The organism is Pseudooceanicola nanhaiensis, from assembly GCF_020171315.1.
GTDB lineage: Bacteria > Pseudomonadota > Alphaproteobacteria > Rhodobacterales > Rhodobacteraceae > Pseudooceanicola > Pseudooceanicola nanhaiensis_A.
On record NZ_JAIUZP010000007.1, the window covers coordinates 156588 to 172151 of the forward strand.

General features: G+C 67.4%; 13 protein-coding genes. 9 read left to right on the forward strand and 4 right to left on the reverse strand.

Going from position 1 to position 15564, the window contains the following annotated elements:
* Positions 1-69: 69 nt before the first annotated feature.
* A complete protein-coding gene (locus tag LCM32_RS13145) occupies positions 70-825 on the reverse strand; it encodes an IclR family transcriptional regulator (protein ID WP_224821537.1) in 756 nt (251 codons plus the stop codon).
* A 166-nt stretch (positions 826-991) separates the two neighbouring features.
* Between LCM32_RS13145 and LCM32_RS13150 the strand changes: the two genes are divergently transcribed.
* The 4 genes from LCM32_RS13150 (at position 992) to LCM32_RS13165 (ending at position 7383) form a co-directional block, all read left to right on the forward strand.
* The gene (locus tag LCM32_RS13150) at positions 992-2233 is read left to right on the forward strand and encodes a multidrug effflux MFS transporter (protein WP_224821538.1); all 1242 of its coding nucleotides are present in this window, start codon (positions 992-994) and stop codon (positions 2231-2233) included.
* 121 nt (positions 2234-2354) lie between these two features.
* On the forward strand, positions 2355-2699 hold the full coding sequence (locus tag LCM32_RS13155) for a RidA family protein (protein WP_224821539.1): 345 nt from the start codon (positions 2355-2357) through the stop codon (positions 2697-2699).
* A 467-nt stretch (positions 2700-3166) separates the two neighbouring features.
* Positions 3167-4270 carry an efflux RND transporter periplasmic adaptor subunit gene (locus tag LCM32_RS13160; protein WP_224821540.1) on the forward strand — a complete coding sequence of 368 codons (1104 nt, stop codon included), beginning with the start codon at positions 3167-3169 and terminating at the stop codon, positions 4268-4270.
* Between the two features lie 5 nt (positions 4271-4275).
* A complete protein-coding gene (locus LCM32_RS13165) occupies positions 4276-7383 on the forward strand; it encodes an efflux RND transporter permease subunit (RefSeq protein WP_224821541.1) in 3108 nt (1035 codons plus the stop codon).
* A gap of 142 nt (positions 7384-7525) precedes the next feature.
* Here LCM32_RS13165 and LCM32_RS13170 read toward each other — a convergent pair whose 3' ends face one another.
* A complete protein-coding gene (locus tag LCM32_RS13170; RefSeq protein ID WP_224821542.1) occupies positions 7526-7858 on the reverse strand; it encodes a DnaJ family domain-containing protein in 333 nt (110 codons plus the stop codon).
* A 122-nt stretch (positions 7859-7980) separates the two neighbouring features.
* On the opposite strand from LCM32_RS13170, the gene LCM32_RS13175 reads away from it, so the two are divergent.
* Positions 7981-8892: a nucleoside hydrolase gene (locus LCM32_RS13175; protein ID WP_224821543.1), complete on the forward strand. Its 912-nt coding sequence runs from the start codon at positions 7981-7983 to the stop codon at positions 8890-8892.
* Positions 8893-8989: 97 nt separating this feature from the next.
* On the opposite strand, the gene LCM32_RS13180 is transcribed toward LCM32_RS13175, so the two are convergent.
* The gene (locus LCM32_RS13180; protein WP_224821544.1) at positions 8990-9808 is read right to left on the reverse strand and encodes a sulfotransferase family protein; all 819 of its coding nucleotides are present in this window, start codon (positions 9806-9808) and stop codon (positions 8990-8992) included.
* 162 nt (positions 9809-9970) lie between these two features.
* Here LCM32_RS13180 and LCM32_RS13185 point away from each other — a divergent pair, with 162 nt between their 5' ends.
* From LCM32_RS13185 to LCM32_RS13195, 3 genes are all read left to right on the forward strand, one after another.
* Complete coding sequence (locus tag LCM32_RS13185; protein WP_224821545.1) at positions 9971-11548, forward strand: DUF5928 domain-containing protein; 1578 nt, start codon at positions 9971-9973, stop codon at positions 11546-11548.
* Between the two features lie 10 nt (positions 11549-11558).
* Complete coding sequence (locus tag LCM32_RS13190; protein ID WP_224821546.1) at positions 11559-11936, forward strand: HIT domain-containing protein; 378 nt, start codon at positions 11559-11561, stop codon at positions 11934-11936.
* 319 nt (positions 11937-12255) lie between these two features.
* Positions 12256-13554, forward strand: coding sequence for a DEAD/DEAH box helicase (locus LCM32_RS13195; RefSeq protein WP_224821547.1), 1299 nt, complete (start codon positions 12256-12258; stop codon positions 13552-13554).
* A gap of 439 nt (positions 13555-13993) precedes the next feature.
* Here LCM32_RS13195 and LCM32_RS13200 read toward each other — a convergent pair whose 3' ends face one another.
* Positions 13994-14746 (reverse strand): DUF1013 domain-containing protein, encoded by a 753-nt coding sequence (locus tag LCM32_RS13200; protein ID WP_222490999.1) that lies wholly within the window; start codon positions 14744-14746, stop codon positions 13994-13996.
* Positions 14747-14888: 142 nt separating this feature from the next.
* Between LCM32_RS13200 and LCM32_RS13205 the strand changes: the two genes are divergently transcribed.
* Positions 14889-15542 carry a ribonuclease T2 family protein gene (locus LCM32_RS13205; protein ID WP_224821548.1) on the forward strand — a complete coding sequence of 218 codons (654 nt, stop codon included), beginning with the start codon at positions 14889-14891 and terminating at the stop codon, positions 15540-15542.
* The last annotated feature ends 22 nt before the right edge of the window (positions 15543-15564 follow it).

Below are 15564 nucleotides of genomic sequence, written 5' to 3' on the forward strand. Positions count from 1 at the left end.
CGGGCGCCCGGGCGGTCTGCACGCGACTGGCGTCTCTAACTTGGGAGCGCGCGAGGCCCTCTCGCGGTTTCAGTCTGCGCCAGCGGCTCCGAGGGAGGCCTCGATCAGGTCCCGGCGGCGGCGCAGGGCGGCGAGGATGTCATCGCCCCGCTGCTCGGCCCGCTGCGTGGGCAGGATCGCGGCGAGGGAGTAGAGCCCCATATGCGTGCGCAGGGGCACCGCGAAGGCGATCAGCCCCTCGTTGATCTGGTACTTGTCGAGCGCCCCGTCCCGCTGGGCGGCGAGGATGTCCAGTTCCGCCTCGACCTCGTCGGGGGGCATGTCCTGCGCAAGCACGGCACGGGCCCGTGCCACGGGCCATTCCGCCAGGATCGCGCGGCCGGGGGCCAGAACCCAGACCGGGTGCGGGATGGTGCCGAGGGGAAAGACCACGCGCAGCGGCTGCTCTGCGATGGCGCGGTCGAGGGTGTTCAGCTTGTCGCCGGAAATCCCGCAGAGCGAGAGCGATTCGCCCAGTTCGGCGCAGAGCGCCTCGAGGTGGGGACGGACCTCGCCCACGATGTCCATCTGCCGCCGGTAGACCAGCTGCGACAGCGACGGCCCGAGGCGAAAGCCGCCACTGGGCCCCGAAGGCTCGGCCAGCCCCTCCATTTCGAGCGCATGGATGATCCGCTGCACGGTGGAACGCGCCAGCCCGACCTCGCCCGCGATTGCGCTGAGGCTGAGCCCCTGCGGATGATCGCCCATCAGGCGCAGGATCGCCGCCGCCCGGGCAATCACCTGGATGCCGCCGCTTTTCTCGCCGCTCTTCTCACTGTCCGTCATCGGCTCCCCCGTTCCGTGGCGGGGCCGGTTGACTCCGCTCGCGGGAAGGTGAATACCATAGCGATACACTGAACCGCAATGCGATACATATTGCGGGCATATGAATTCTCCCCTCCCCCTCCCGGCCGGTCCCCACCGCGCCGGGATGCCTGATTTGGACCGACCGATGCCTCACGCCTCCTCCCGCTCCGCGGCACCGCCCGCGCCGCTGCCCGTCATTGCCATCCTCGTGCTTGCGCTGCTCTCTGCCGTGGCGCCGCTGGCGACCGACATGTACCTGCCGGGTTTCCCGGTGATGACCGAAGACCTCGCCACCGGGGCCAGCACGGTGCAGCTGACGCTCACCGGCTTCATGGTGGGCCTTGCCCTCGGGCAGCTCTTCATCGGGCCGCTGTCCGACAGCTTTGGCCGCCGTCGCCCGCTTTTGCTGGGCACGGCTCTGGCCGTGGTGGCGGGCCTTGCCTGCGCCATGGCCCCGAACGTCGAGACGCTGATCGCGCTGCGGCTTCTGCAGGGCTTCGGCGGGGCGGCGGGTGTCGTGATCGCCCGGGCGATCATCTCTGACCGGACGACGGATGCGGGCGCCTCGGCGCGGCTGATGCAGATCATGATGATGATCGGCGGCCTGGCCCCGGTGCTGGCCCCGATCATCGGGACCGGCATCGTCAGCCTTGCCGGCTGGCGTGCGGTCTTCGTGGTGACGGCGATCCTCTCGGCAGTGTCCTTCTTCGGTGTCTTCACCAAGGTGACGGAATCGCTGCCCGCCGAAAACCGGACCCCGGGCGGGGCCCGCGCCCTGTGGACGGGGATCGGCACCGTGATCACGAACCGGTCCTACCTCGGCTACACGCTGACCGTCGGCTTCGCCTTCGCGGTGATGTTCGCCTATATCTCCGCCTCGCCCTTCGTCTTCCAGGGCATCCTCGGCCTGTCGCCGGTGCAGTACTCGCTGGCCTTCGGCTCCAACGCCATCGGGATCGTCGTGGTCAGCGCCGTCTCGGCCAAGATCGTGGGGCGCGTGGCGCCGCAGCGGCTGGCGGCCATCGGCCTGACGACCATGTCCTGCGGGGCGCTCGCGGTCATGGCCTGTGTGCTGGCCGGGGCGGGCGCGGCGCTGATGCTGCCGTCGATCTTCTGCACGGTGGCCTCGCTGGGCCTGATCCTCGGCAACGTCAGTGCCTTGGCGATCTCCCAGACGCCGCGCACGGCGGGCACGGCCTCGGCCCTGCTCGGCGCGCTGCAGTTCTGCCTCGGCGCAGTGGCGTCTCCGCTGGTGGGGCTGGCGGGGGAGGGCACGGCCCTGCCGATGGCCTGCGTCATGATCGTCGCCGCCGTCCTCGCCGTGGGCAGCTTCCTGCTGCTGACGCCGCGCAGCCCGGCGGCACAGGCGGCAGCAGAGGCCGCCTGACGGCGTCCCGGCGCGCGCGGTGGCTCGACTTCCCGCCCGCGCCGGATATAGCAGAAGGGGCGGCCACCCCGCGCCGCCCCGGCAGGCCACAGGGCCTGCGGACAGAGCACAGGAGCATCCCATGTCCATCACCCGTCTCGACCCCGGCCCCCGCATGAGCAAGGCCGTCATCCACGGCGACACCGTCTACCTGGCCGGTCAGGTCGGCGAGCCGGGTTCGGACCTCGCCGGTCAGACCCGCGAGGCGCTTGCCAGCGTCGACGCCATCCTGGCCGAGGCCGGCTCCGACAAGTCGAAGATCCTGCAGGTCATCGTCTGGCTGGCCGACATGGCCGACTTCGCCGCGATGAACGCGATCTACGACGCATGGATCGATCCGGCCAACCCGCCCGCCCGCGCCTGCGGCGAGGCCAAGCTGGCCACCCCGGACTACAAGGTCGAATTCATCGTGACCGCGGCCAAGTAAGGCCAACGCCGGGGAAGCGCGCCGTGCGTGTCCCCGGCCCCCCGCCCGCGCCTGCCGTGACGCAAGCGCATGCGCCGGGCTGCCACCCCGCGACCTCTGTCGCCGGTCGGCCCCCATTCCCCAGACAAATCGCCGCTCAGCGCTGCACCCGCCGGGAGGCTGCCATGCCGGTCCCGGGACTGGCCGCCCCCACGCCGTGGCCTATCTGCTGAGGCGACCTCGTGGCCTTCGTTTGGGCGCGGGCGCAGGGCCCCGTCACGGCGGTGTCACGACACTCTGCGCTCTTCTCCGACGGAAATGGCCCCGACCCGCGTTATACTCTCGGCGGCTCCCCTCACCGCCTCGCGATTGCTGATGAAGGTACGAACTTGAAACACGCCCTTTTCCCTCCCCGTCCGTCCCGCACATGCCTGTCCCCGCGCCGTGCGCTGCTGGCTCTCCCTCTCATCGCCCTTGCCGCCGGTCCGTTGGCCGCGCAGGCCCCCGCAGACGGGCAGGCGCAGCAGGCCGAGGTGGGCGTCGTCACGATCGAGGAAACCGATGTGCCCTACACCCAGACCCTGCCGGGGCGCGCGGCGGCCTATGAGAGCGCCTCGATCCGGCCCCGCGTCGGCGGTGTGATCGAGGAAATCCCCTATAACGCGGGCCGCCCGGTGAAGAAGGGCGAGGTGCTGTTCCGGATCGAGAAGGACACATATCAGGCCGCGCTGACCGCCGCCGAAGCGGCCCGGGCCTCGGCCGAAGTGGCGGTGGAGACGGCGCAAAGCCAGGTCGACCGCTACTCCCGCATCGAGGGGGTCGGCGTCACCCAGTCCGACGTGGAGACGGCCCGCGCGACGCTGCTTCAGGCGCAGGCGGATCTGAAGAGCGCCGAGGCGAGCCTGCAATCGGCGCAGCTCGACCTTGACCGCACCGACATCCGTAGCCCGATCGAGGGCTGGGCCGAGGTGCCCGAGGTCTCGGTCGGGGCGCTGGTGACAGCCAACCAGACCGATGCGCTGACCACGGTGACGCGGTCCGATCCGGTCTATGTGGACGCGCAGGAATCCTCGGTCCGCATGATGCGCAACCGGGCGATGCGCGATTCCGGCAAGCTGAGCTTCGGCGATGCGCTGGAGGTCAGGCTGACGCTGGAAAACGGGCAGGTCTATGAACGCGACGGCAAGATGGTCAGCCCCTCGGCGCAGGTGTCCTCGACCACCGGCACGGTCGATCTGCGGTTCCAGTTCGACAATCCCGATTTCCTGATCCTGCCGGGCCAGTTCCTGCGGCTGGAGGTGACGCTGGGCACGACCCGCGCCATGCTGGTGCCGCAGCGCGCCACGACGCGGAAGTCCGACGGGACGCTCACGGCCTTCGTGGCGCAGGGCGGCACCGCCCAGCAGGTCACGCTGACCACCGCCGGAACGTATGAGAGCAACTGGATCGCCACCGATGGCGTCTCGCCCGGGGACATGCTGATCGTCGACGGGCTGCGCACCCTCAAGGCCGGGGCCGCCGTCACGACGGTGCCGGTCACCATCAACGCGGATGGGGTGGTTGAAGACGCCGCCAAGGCGGCAGGCGAGTAAGCACCGTGGTCAACTTCTTCATCCATCGCCCCGTCTTCGCATGGGTGCTTGCCATCATCACGATGCTGGCCGGCGCCTTCTCCATCACCCAGCTGCCGGTGTCGCAATATCCCGACATCGCGCCCACAACCGTCCGTATCTCGGCCACCTACAGCGGGGCCACGGCAGAGGCGGTGCAGAACTCGGTCACCACGGTGATCGAGGACAGCCTGACCGGCATCGACGGGCTGCTCTACATGGTCTCCACCTCGTCCGAGGGCTCTGCCTCGATCACGCTGACCTTCGACGAGAGCATCGAGCCGATCGACGCCCAGAACGACGTGCAGACACGGGTCAGCCAGATCGAGAGCCAGCTGCCCGACACGGTGATCGACGCCGGTGTCACGGTGCGCCGCTCCACCTCCTCGATCCTCATGGTGGGCGCGCTGGTCTCAGAGGACGGCAGCTATTCCACGGTGGAACTTGGCGACATGCTCGACAGCACCGTCTCCGGCCCGATCCAGCGCACCGACGGCGTGGGCAGCATCAACGTCTTCGGCTCGACCTATGCCATGCGCATCTGGCTCGACCCGCTGGAGCTCGCGAAATACCAGCTGACCCCCGCCGATGTGACCTCGGCCGTGCAGGCGCAGAACACCACCGTGTCGGTCGGCTCGCTCGGCGATCTGCCCACGGTGCAGGGCCAGCAGTTCACCGCCACGATCACCGCGCAGAGCCAGCTGACCTCGGTCGCGCAGTTCGAGAACATCATCCTGAAGACCGAGGAGGACGGCTCTTCCGTCTTCCTCGGCGACGTGGCCAAGGTCGAGATCGGGCAGGAGGATTACGGTTCCTCGGCGCGGTTCAGCGGCAAGAACGCCGCCGGCTTCGGCGTGAACCTCGCCACCGGGGCCAATGCCGTGGACACGGCCGAGGCCGTGCGCGAAACGCTGGACCGGATCGGCACCTCGCTGCCCGACGGGGTGACGGTGGAATATGCCTATGACACCTCGCCCTTCGTCGAGAAGTCGATCGAGAAGGTCTATCACACGCTGGCCGAGGCCATCGCGCTGGTCTTCATCGTGATCCTCGTCTTCCTGCAGAAGTTCCGCGCCACGCTGATCCCGATCATCGCCGTGCCGGTGGTTCTGGCAGGCACCTTCGCGGTGCTGGCGGTCTTCGGCTATTCCGTGAACACGCTGACGATGTTCGCCATGGTGCTGGCCATCGGCCTGCTGGTCGATGACGCCATCGTCGTGGTGGAAAACGTCGAACGGGTGATGGAGGAAGACGGGCTCGGCCCGCTGGAGGCCACCGAACGCTCCATGGGGCAGATCGTGGGGGCGCTGATCGGCATCGCGCTCGTGCTCTCCGCCGTGTTCCTGCCGATGGCCTTCTTCGGCGGCTCCACCGGGGTGATCTACCGCCAGTTCTCGGTGACGATCATCACGGCGATGGTGCTCTCGGCCCTTGTCGCACTGGTGCTGACGCCCGCGCTCTGCGCCCAGATGCTCAAGCCCGCCAGCCATGGGTCGGGCATTGCGCCCGCCCGCTGGTTCAATCGCAATTTCGACCGCATCACTAAGGGCTACACCGCCACGGTCAGCCGCTTCCTACGTCGCCCGGCGGTGATGCTGCTGGTGCTGGCGGGCATCGGGGTCGGCGCATGGGGCATCATGACCCGGCTGCCGTCTTCCTTCCTTCCGGCGGAGGATCAGGGCGTGTTGATGTCCATGGTCACCCTCACCGAAGGCTCCACCACGGCACAGACACAGGCCGTGGTCGAGGAGATCGAGGATTACCTGCTGACCGAGGAAAACGACACGGTCGAGGCGGTCTTTGCCTCGCTCGGCTTCAGCTTCGGCTCCAGCGGGCAGAACACCGCCATGGTCTTCATCAAGCTGAAGGACTTCGAGGATCGGGCCGCGGCGGACACCGCCGCCGGCCAGCTGGCGCTGCGGGCAAACATGCGCTTTGGCCAGCACCGCGCGGGGCAGATCATCTTCATGCAGCCCCCCGCCATTCCCGGCCTCGGCAATTCCTCGGGCTTCACCATGTACCTCGTGGATCAGGGCAACACCGGGATCGACGCCCTGCGTGCCGCGGCGGACGAACTGATCGCCGCCGCCGGACAGGACAGCCGGTTGCAGAACGTGCGCCTCTCCGACAACGAGGAGGAGGCCGCGCTGCGCATCACCATCGACCAGCAAAAGGCCGAAAGCTTCGGCGTGACGGTGAGCGACGTGAACACCATGCTCTCGGTCATCTTCTCGGGGCGCGACGTGAACGACTTCTCGCTCGACAACAACCTGCGGCCGGTGATCGTGCAGGGCGCGGCCGAATACCGGATGCAGCCCAAGGACATCGAAAGCTGGTACGCCCGCAACGGCGACGGCGAAATGGTGCCCTTCTCCAGCTTCATGACCACCGACTGGGTCTCGGTCCTGCCAGCCTTGGCGCGGTTCGACGGCACGGCGGCGCTGGAGGTTTCGGGCTCGCCCTCCGACAGCGCCTCTTCGGGCGAGGCGATGAACGCGATGGAAGAGCTGACCGCGCAGGTCGATGGCGGCTATGGCGTCAGCTGGACCGGCCTGTCCTACCAAGAACGCCAATCCGGCGATCAGGCGCCCTATCTCTACGCCCTGTCCGTGCTGGTGGTCTTCCTCTGCCTCGCGGCGCTTTACGAGAGCTGGTCGGTGCCCTTCTCGGTCATGCTGGCGGTGCCTGTCGGCGTGCTGGGGGCGCTTGCGGCCGCATGGGCCTTCGGCCAGTCGAACGACGTCTACTTCAAGGTGGGCATCCTGACGACCATCGGTCTGGCGGCCAAGAACGCGATCCTGATCGTGGAATTCGCCAAGGACCGGGAGGCCGAGGGCATGGGGCTGGTCGAGGCCACGCTGGAGGCCGCGCGCCTGCGGCTGCGCCCGATCCTGATGACCTCGCTCGCCTTCATGCTGGGGGTGGTGCCGCTGGCCACGGCCTCGGGCGCGGGGGCGGCGGCGCAGAATGCCATCGGCATCGGCGTGCTGGGGGGCATGGCCACGGCCACCTTCCTCGGCGTCTTCATGGTGCCCAGCTTCTACGTGCTGATCCGGCGGCTCGCCGACCGGACGAAGCGGAAGACTGCGGCCTGATCCGCAGGGGGGCGGCCCGGGCCGCCCCCGCCATCCTCTGCGCAGGAGACCCGGACGGGCGGCAGACGGGCAGGGCGCACTTTCGTTTTCTTCAAAGAAAACGGACCGGACTTTTCAAAAAGTCCGGGGGTATCCCGAGAGGTCAGTCGCGCATGAACTTGCGCCGGGCCTCCTCGGCCATGGCCTGCTGCATCTGGATATGGGACAGCTCCGACATGGCGGCGCGGCGCGCGTCCGGGTCGGTCAGCCCGGCCAGCTCGGCCCGTTTCGCCTCTGCCAGCTTCTTCCATCGGATCTCGTCGGGCAGGGCGCCGGCCTCGGCCATGATGCGATAGCCCATGGCCTCGCCCGCATCGAGATGCGCCTCGCCGCTGCGGTCGGGCAGCGGCTTGCCCTCCCCCTCCAGCCCCGAGAGGCCGCCCTCGGCGAGGGTCTTGAGGATGCGTCTTTCGGTCAGTCGTGACAGCCAGGACATGTGCGGGCCCTCCTGCCCTGAAATATGGGCGCAGCAGGGCCTCGCCGCAATCGCGGAACCGCTTGCGCGGGCGCCTCCGCGCGATTATGCCGCGCGGGTTCCAGACCAGCGGGAGAGCCTCCATGAAACTCATCATCGACACCGATCCGGGCATCGACGACGCGATGGCGGTCTTCTACGCCGCGCTCGATCCCGCGATTGAACTGGTGGGGCTGACCTCGGTCTTCGGCAACGTGCTGACCCCGATCGCCACCCGCAACGCCCTGCGGCTGGCCGAGATGGCGGGCCTCGACATTCCCGTGGCCGAAGGCGCGCACCAGGCGCTGGAAATCGCGCCCACGCCGCCCTCGTCGCATATCCACGGGGTCGAAGGCTTCGGCGACATCGCCCCGGTGCAGCCCAAGGCGGCCGCGCTGGAGGAAAGCGCGCCCGCGTTCCTGTGCCGCATGGCGCGGGAGCTGAAGGGCGAGCTGGTGCTGTGCCCCATCGGTCCGATCACCAACATCGCCCGCGCGATCCAGCTGGACCCGGAGTTCGCCACGAACGTGAAGGAGATCATCTTCATGGGTGGCGCGGCCCGGGTGCCGGGCAACATCACGCCCCATGCCGAGGCCAACACCTACCACGATCCGCATGCGCTGAACGTGGTTCTGGGCTCGGGCGCGAAGGTGACGATGGTCGGGCTGGACGTGACCATGGCCACGGCCTTCACCGCCGCCGATTTCGACGACCTCGCCCGGCGCGATCCGCATCTTGGCGGCTTCCTGCGCGAGGCCGGGCTCTTCTACCTCGAGTTCTACTACAGCCGGGGCCGGGATGGCGTGGGCCTGCACGATCCGATGACCCTGATCGCGGCGGCCCACCCGGAGCTGTTCGTGACCGAGGAGATCCCGCTGCGCGTGGTCGAGACGGGCGAGGAACAGGGCCGGACGCAGGAAGTGGCACCGGCCGAGGCCGCTGGCGTGGCGCGGGTCTGCGTGGGCGGAGACATGGATGCGATCAAGCGGCAGTTCTCCGCGGTCTTCGGGAACTGAGAGGCCCGTCGCCTGATGCCGTTTCGGCGCGGCGGCGGAAAGCTCTAGTAAGAGGCGCGCGTGTGGAGCGGTGTCCGCGCGCGTTGGGGCGCGGCCCTCACTCCCCCAGCTTCGCGTGCACCTCGTCGAGGTCGATCTCGCCCACCGGCAGCTTGTTCGCGGGGTTTTCGAAATCGTATTTGAACAGCCGGAAGTCGCGCTTGTAGATCTCGTAGACCAGATGCATCGACAGGTCGTCGAAGTAGTCCTCGACCGGATGCGCGCGCTTGGGCCCGTGGCCCTCGCTCTCGTTGAAGCGCGGGATCTCGGCAAGGTTCACCGCATGGGGCGTCTCGATATTGTCGAGCACCTTCTGCATGCCTTCGTTGAACTTCTCGGTCCAGAAGATCTGATCGTAGCGCCCGCCGTTCAGGATGAAGGTCGAGACATGGCCCGAGGTGGCGGACCAGTGAATGTCCGGGTCCATCGGGCGGCGCCAGCGGATGCTGTCGCGGGCAAACAGCAGGAAGCGGCGGAAGCTCTTGATCTGATCGAACTCCCCGGTCCCGTCCGGGCCGCCCACGTCCACGCCGTACTTCTGCGTCAGCAGCGGCACGAGGTTGCCGCGATACCGGCGCCCGTTGCGCTGAACGCCGCAGATCTTGTCGAAATAGGACGACAGGATCCGGGTGTAGGGATTGCGCACGCAGGTGAAGGCATAGGACCTGTGGCCCGTCACATTCGCCTCGATTAGCGGCTGGGACTCTTCGAGCGCCCACTTGTGCAGCCCGTCCTTGGCGTCGTGGATGTCGCCGTCATAGAAGGTGCCGTGATCGGAATAATAGAGAATCTGCCCGATGCTCGAGCAGGCGCATTTCGGCACCACGCGATAGACGACGCTCTCGCTTTCGGTCATCCATGTACCGGGGAAGCCCATTCCTGCCTTACCTCCAAGGTCGCGGCGGTTGTCCCCGCCGCCTGTTGATACAGGGAAAGAACCAAACTTCCCGTATACTTTCAATCGCTGATGCGGGTTTCCCTGACAGGCGTTCCTGCGTATCAAGGGGCGGAGCCCCATGCGGAGAGCCGTTGTCGCGACATGGCCACCATTGCCTTCATCCTGCTGTGCCACAAGGATCCGGCGGCGATCATTGATCAGGCCACCCGTCTGACGGCGGCGGGCGACTACATGGCGATTCACTTCGATGCCCGGGCACGGGCCGAAGATTACCAGAAGATCCGCAAGGCACTTGCCGACAACCCCCGTGTCACCTTTGCCCGCAAGCGGCTGAAATGCGGCTGGGGGGAATGGTCCCTCGTGGCGGCGACCCTGCAGGCAGTCGAGGCCGCGGCAGAGGCCTTCCCGCGGGCCACGCATTTCTACATGGTCTCGGGCGATTGCATGGCGATCAAGTCGGCCGAATATGCCCATGACTTCCTCGACGCCGAGGAGGTGGATTACATCGAGAGCGCCGATTTCTTCAACGATGGCTGGATCAAGACCGGCATCAAGGAAGAGCGGCTGATCTACCGCCACTATCTCAACGAGCGGACCCACAAGTGGTGGTTCTACAAGTCGCTCGACTGGCAGCGCCGGTTGGGGCTGGCGCGCAAGATACCCGAGGATCTGCAGATGTGCATCGGGTCGCAGTGGTGGTGCCTGCGACGGCGCACGATCGAGGCGATCCTCGACTTCACCCGCGAACGCCGCGACGTGATGCGCTTCTTCCGCACCACGTGGATCCCGGATGAGACCTTCTTTCAGACCGTCGTGCGCCACCTGATCCCGGAGCGCGAGATCCGTTCGCGCACGCTGACCTTCCTGATGTTTACCGAATACGGGATGCCGGTGAATTTCTACAACGATCACTATGACCTGCTCTTGAGCCAGGATTTCCTCTTTGCCCGGAAGATCAGCCCCGAGGCCCATGCCCTCAAGCGGCGGCTGGGGCAGCTCTATGCCGCCACGGGCGTCCGCTTTCAGGTCTCGAACGAGGGCCGGAATCTCTACAAGTTCCTCACCGGGCGGGGCCGGATCGGGCAGCGGTTCGCGCCACGGTTCTGGGAAACGGAAAGCACGCTGGGCCGCGACCGCGAGCTGATGATCGTGATCTGCAAGAAGTGGCACGTCGCCAAGCGGCTGATCGAGCGCATTCGCCAGAACACGAACCTCCCGGCCGTGGCCTATCTCTTCAACGAGGATCAGGCCGACCTGCCCGATCTCGGCGGGATCGAGGCCAATGTCGCCAAGCGGACCCGCCACCGGCGCGCGCTGATGCGGATGCTCTTCGACTATTTCGACAGCGACCGGCTGGTCATCTGCATGGATCCTTCGGCGATCGACCTGATGAACGACTTCTGCTCCGACCGGGCCGAAACGCGCCTGCTGGAGATGGAGTGCCAGTTCAGCGACGCCTTCCTCATCGGCCACGCCAAGCGCGTGGGTCTGGCCAGCGAGCAGACCCCGCAGGAGGCCCTGCGCCGGCTGCTGCCGACGCTTCGCAATGACATCGCCTTCGAGGCCGACAGCATCCGCGAGGCCGACTTCGACCACCATTACCGCCTGCGGGAAATCGACGGGCCCGAGCAACATGCCGAGGCCCTGATGCACTTCCTTGCGGTGCCCCGCCAGACGGCCGAGGACATCGCCGATCTGGACCACCTCTTCAGCGACTGAGGACGCAGCAATGCCCTATACCTACGACGATCAGAACATCTTTGCCAAAATCCTGCGGGGCGAGATCCCCAACAAGACCGTGATGGAGACCGAGCACACGCTGGCCTTCGAGGACATCCGCCCGCAGGCGCCGGTGCATGTGCTGGTGATCCCCAAGGGACCCTATGTCACCTACGATCACTTCGCGCAGGAGGCCTCCGACGCCGAGATCGTGGATTTCACCCGCACCGTGGGCGCGGTCTGCGCCAAGATGGGCGTCAGCGCGGCCGAGGCGGCAGGCTGCCGCTTCATCTCCAACGCGGGCGACCACGGCGTGCAGGAAGTGCCGCACCTGCATATCCACATTCTCGGCGGGCGGCCCCTCGGCCGGATGCTCGCCCGGGATTGAGCCGCGAGGGGCGGCCCGAGGGCGCGCTTTCCCTGCAACGTGATGCAAGTCTGAAGGGGCGGCTTCCGGGCCGCCCCTTGACTTATTGCGGGTCCGGCCTCATGTGGGCGGGGTAATCGCCGGCACTTTACCGGTTCGGGCCGCGCCCGATCCTGCGATACTTGTTTCCCGCAAGCAGTGTTCCTGTCTCGCGAAGGGGCTTTCGCGATTACGACCGTTGGCAATCCGGCCGCCGGTCTCATCGCAGCCCGATCCCCTGCCGCGCCCGGATGCGCGGCGCAAAAGGGACCCGCACCGCGGGCCCGAAAGGACCTATTACATGACCTTCGAAACGCTGGGGCTCGCCCCCTCCCTGCTCGCGCGCCTTGCAGAGCTGGAGCTGACGACCCCCACGCCGATTCAAACCCGCGCCATCCCCGAGGCGCTGGACGGCCGCGACGTGATGGGCCTCGCCCAGACCGGCACCGGCAAGACGCTGGCCTTCGGCCTGCCGATCGCCGACAAGCTGCTGCGCGACGGTGGCCGCTGCGCGCCGCGTCAGGCCCGCGCCCTCGTGCTGGCGCCGACCCGCGAACTGGCCAAGCAGATCCACGACAACCTGCGCGAGGTGCTGAAAGGCGCCCACCTGCGCAGCCAACTCGTCGTCGGCGGGGCCTCGGTCAACGCGCAGGCGCAGCGACTGGAGCGTGGCACCCACCTGCTGATCGCCACCCCGGGCCGCCTGATCGACCTGATGGACCGCCGCGCGATCGACCTGTCGGGCACCCGCCACCTCGTCCTGGACGAGGCGGACCAGATGCTCGACCTCGGCTTCATCCACGCGCTGCGCCGCATCGCGCGCGAGCTGCCGTCCGAGCGTCAGACGCTGCTCTTCTCGGCCACGATGCCCAAGCAGATGGAAGAGATCGCAGGCGCCTACCTGACCGATCCGGTGAAGATCGAGGTGACCCCTCCGGGCCGCACCGCCGACAAGGTCACCCAATCGGTGGTCTTCGTCGAACAGGCGGCCCGCGTCGGCAAGCTGACCGGCCTGCTGGACGATCACCGCGAGGAACTGGCGCTGGTCTTCACCCGCACCAAGCATGGCGCCGAGCGTCTGAGCCGCAAGCTGGAGCAGTCCGGTTTCGCCGTCGCCGCGATCCACGGCAACAAGTCGCAGGGTCAGCGCAACCGCGCGCTGGAGAACTTCCGTTCGGGCGAGGTCCGTGTGCTGGTGGCGACCGACGTGGCCGCGCGCGGCATCGACATTCCTGACGTGCGCCATGTCTACAACTTCGATCTGCCCAACGTGGCCGACAACTACGTCCACCGTATCGGCCGCACCGCGCGCGCCGGGCGTGATGGCCGGGCGGTCAGCTTCGTCGGCATCGAAGAAATGGGCGATCTGGTCGGCATCGAGAAGCTGATCGGTCAGGAGATCGAGACGCTGGAAGGCCACCGTCCCGAGGCACCCCGTGGCGGTCGCGGCAAGAGCGGCGGCAATGGCGGCGGTCGCGGTCGGCGCGGCGGCGGCGGTCAGGGCAAGCCCTCGGCGCAAGGCAAGCCGGGCGGTCAGGCCAAGAGCAACGGCGCCCGCAACCGCCGGCGCAAGCCCTCGGGTCAGCGCAGCGCCGCGTGATCGCGGATCGCAGGGTTTGAGAACTGGCATAGGCCCGGCTCGGTGAGCCGGGCCTTTTGCTGTCCCGCTGAGGCCAAACGCGAAGCCGCACATCGACGGCGCGCGCGGAGGCGATACTGTCCTCTCTGGCAGGCATTTTATATCAGCCACACACATCGTGTCCCATCGAGGGACCGCCCAGCCTCACCAAATCGCCGCCGCGTGGGAGCGCGCCGTCGATGCGCGGCGGCCTGCGGCCTTGTCCCGCGCCGGCGGTTTTCTGGGCTAATGTAAGGAGCAGGGCATACCGGTATCGCGTTCGCTGGCGAGCGGCGCGGAGGCGGCATCTGGCGGTGCTGGAGCCAGCACCGGTCACTCGCACACCCGCCCGCCGCAGCGCCCAAAGAAAAACCCCGGTTCCTGCGAACCGGGGTTTCCATCTTCAGCAATCCGCCGACGATCAGGGCTGTTCGTCCTCGTCGTCGTGCTTGCCGCCGGGCAGCGAGAAGAAGCTGTCCGCGTCGGCGTAGTTCTTGTTGTCCTCGTCCTCGTCGTCATCATCGGAGAGCGAGAAGGTCTCGAGCCCTTCGATGGCCGTGGGGATGCGGGGCTCTGCCGGCATGTCGAGGCTCTGCTCGGTCGACAGCAGCTTGCGGCGCTCGTCGTCGGTCATGGCAGCGCCCTCGGCGGCCTTGGCGGCGGCGGCCTTCTGCACGGCGGCGTCCAGTTCCGACTGCTTGCACAGGCCAAGAGCGACGGGGTCGATCGGCTGCATGTTGGCGATGTTCCAGTGCGTCCGCTCGCGGATCGACTGGATCGTCGGCTTGGTGGTGCCCACCAGCTTGGAAATCTGGCCGTCGGTCAGCTCGGGGTGGAATTTCACCAGCCAGAGGATCGAGTTCGGACGGTCCTGCCGCTTGGACAGCGGGGTGTAGCGCGGGCCACGGCGCTTTTCCTCGCCCTGTGCGGCGGCGTTGAACTTCAGCCGCAGCTTGTGCAGCGGGTCCTTCTCGGCGCGGTCGATCTCTTCCTGCGTCAGCTGGTTGTGGCCGATCGGGTCAAAGCCCTTCACACCGGTCGCAACGTCGCCGTCTGCAATGCCCTGGATCTCAAGCTCGTGCATGCCGGTGAAATCGGCGATCTGCTTGAAGGTCAGGGTCGTATTGTCCACCAGCCACACGGCCGTGGCTTTTGCCATAAGCGGTTTTGCCATGTCGCGTCTCCTTCATCCAAAATGTCCCCGAACCAAAACTTTCCCGTTGCCTGACTTGCAGGCGGCACCGTCTGGTGCAGGTTTCCGTTGTAGGGGAACTTGGCGCCTATATAGTCGGGCAAAGGCCGATTGGGAAGAGAGAATGCGCCAAACGCTGATTTTGCTGGTCTTTGCGCTCTGTCTTGCGGGGGCCACCGCCCCCTCCGCCCGGGCCGAGGGAGCGCGCGCGGGCGACTTCGACTACTACCTCCTGTCGCTCAGCTGGTCGCCGACATGGTGTGCGCTGGAGGGCGCGCAGCGCGGCTCGCCGCAATGTGATCCCGGCAAGGGGTTCGGCTGGGTGCTGCACGGTCTCTGGCCGCAGAACGAACGCGGCTATCCCTCCTACTGCAACACCACCGTGCGCAACCCGTCGAAGACGCAGACCGCTGCCATGGAAGACATCATGGGCGCGCCCGGCGTCGCCTGGTACCAGTGGAAGAAACACGGCCGCTGCGCCGGGCTGGAGCCGGAGGCCTATTTCGACCTCGCGCGCCGCGCCTATGCCAGCGTGACCCGCCCGCAGGTGCTGCGCGATCTGGGGCGCGACGTGACCCTGCCGGCCAAGGTGGTGGAGCAGGCCTTCCTCGAGGCCAATCCGCAGCTGGAGCCCGACATGATCACGATCACCTGCCGGTCGCGCCGGATACAGGAGGCCCGCGTCTGCCTGACCCGCGATCTGGAGCCGCGCCGCTGCGGCGCCGACGTGATCCGCGACTGTTCCCAGAGCGATGCGTTGCTGGAGGCGGTGAACTAGGGCGAATAATGCCCCGATGGTC

Excerpts from the sequence above, each read along its gene's own strand:
- LCM32_RS13145 (WP_224821537.1), bottom strand. The coding sequence starts at position 825 with ATGACGGACAGTGAGAAGAGCGGCGAGAAAAGCGGCGGCATCCAGGTG.
- LCM32_RS13150 (WP_224821538.1), top strand. The coding sequence starts at position 992 with ATGCCTCACGCCTCCTCCCGCTCCGCGGCACCGCCCGCGCCGCTGCCC.
- LCM32_RS13155 (WP_224821539.1), top strand. The coding sequence starts at position 2,355 with ATGTCCATCACCCGTCTCGACCCCGGCCCCCGCATGAGCAAGGCCGTC.
- LCM32_RS13170 (WP_224821542.1), bottom strand. The coding sequence starts at position 7,858 with ATGTCCTGGCTGTCACGACTGACCGAAAGACGCATCCTCAAGACCCTC.
- LCM32_RS13175 (WP_224821543.1), top strand. The coding sequence starts at position 7,981 with ATGAAACTCATCATCGACACCGATCCGGGCATCGACGACGCGATGGCG.
- LCM32_RS13180 (WP_224821544.1), bottom strand. The coding sequence starts at position 9,808 with ATGGGCTTCCCCGGTACATGGATGACCGAAAGCGAGAGCGTCGTCTAT.
- LCM32_RS13185 (WP_224821545.1), top strand. The coding sequence starts at position 9,971 with ATGGCCACCATTGCCTTCATCCTGCTGTGCCACAAGGATCCGGCGGCG.
- LCM32_RS13190 (WP_224821546.1), top strand. The coding sequence starts at position 11,559 with ATGCCCTATACCTACGACGATCAGAACATCTTTGCCAAAATCCTGCGG.
- LCM32_RS13195 (WP_224821547.1), top strand. The coding sequence starts at position 12,256 with ATGACCTTCGAAACGCTGGGGCTCGCCCCCTCCCTGCTCGCGCGCCTT.
- LCM32_RS13200 (WP_222490999.1), bottom strand. The coding sequence starts at position 14,746 with ATGGCAAAACCGCTTATGGCAAAAGCCACGGCCGTGTGGCTGGTGGAC.
- LCM32_RS13205 (WP_224821548.1), top strand. The coding sequence starts at position 14,889 with ATGCGCCAAACGCTGATTTTGCTGGTCTTTGCGCTCTGTCTTGCGGGG.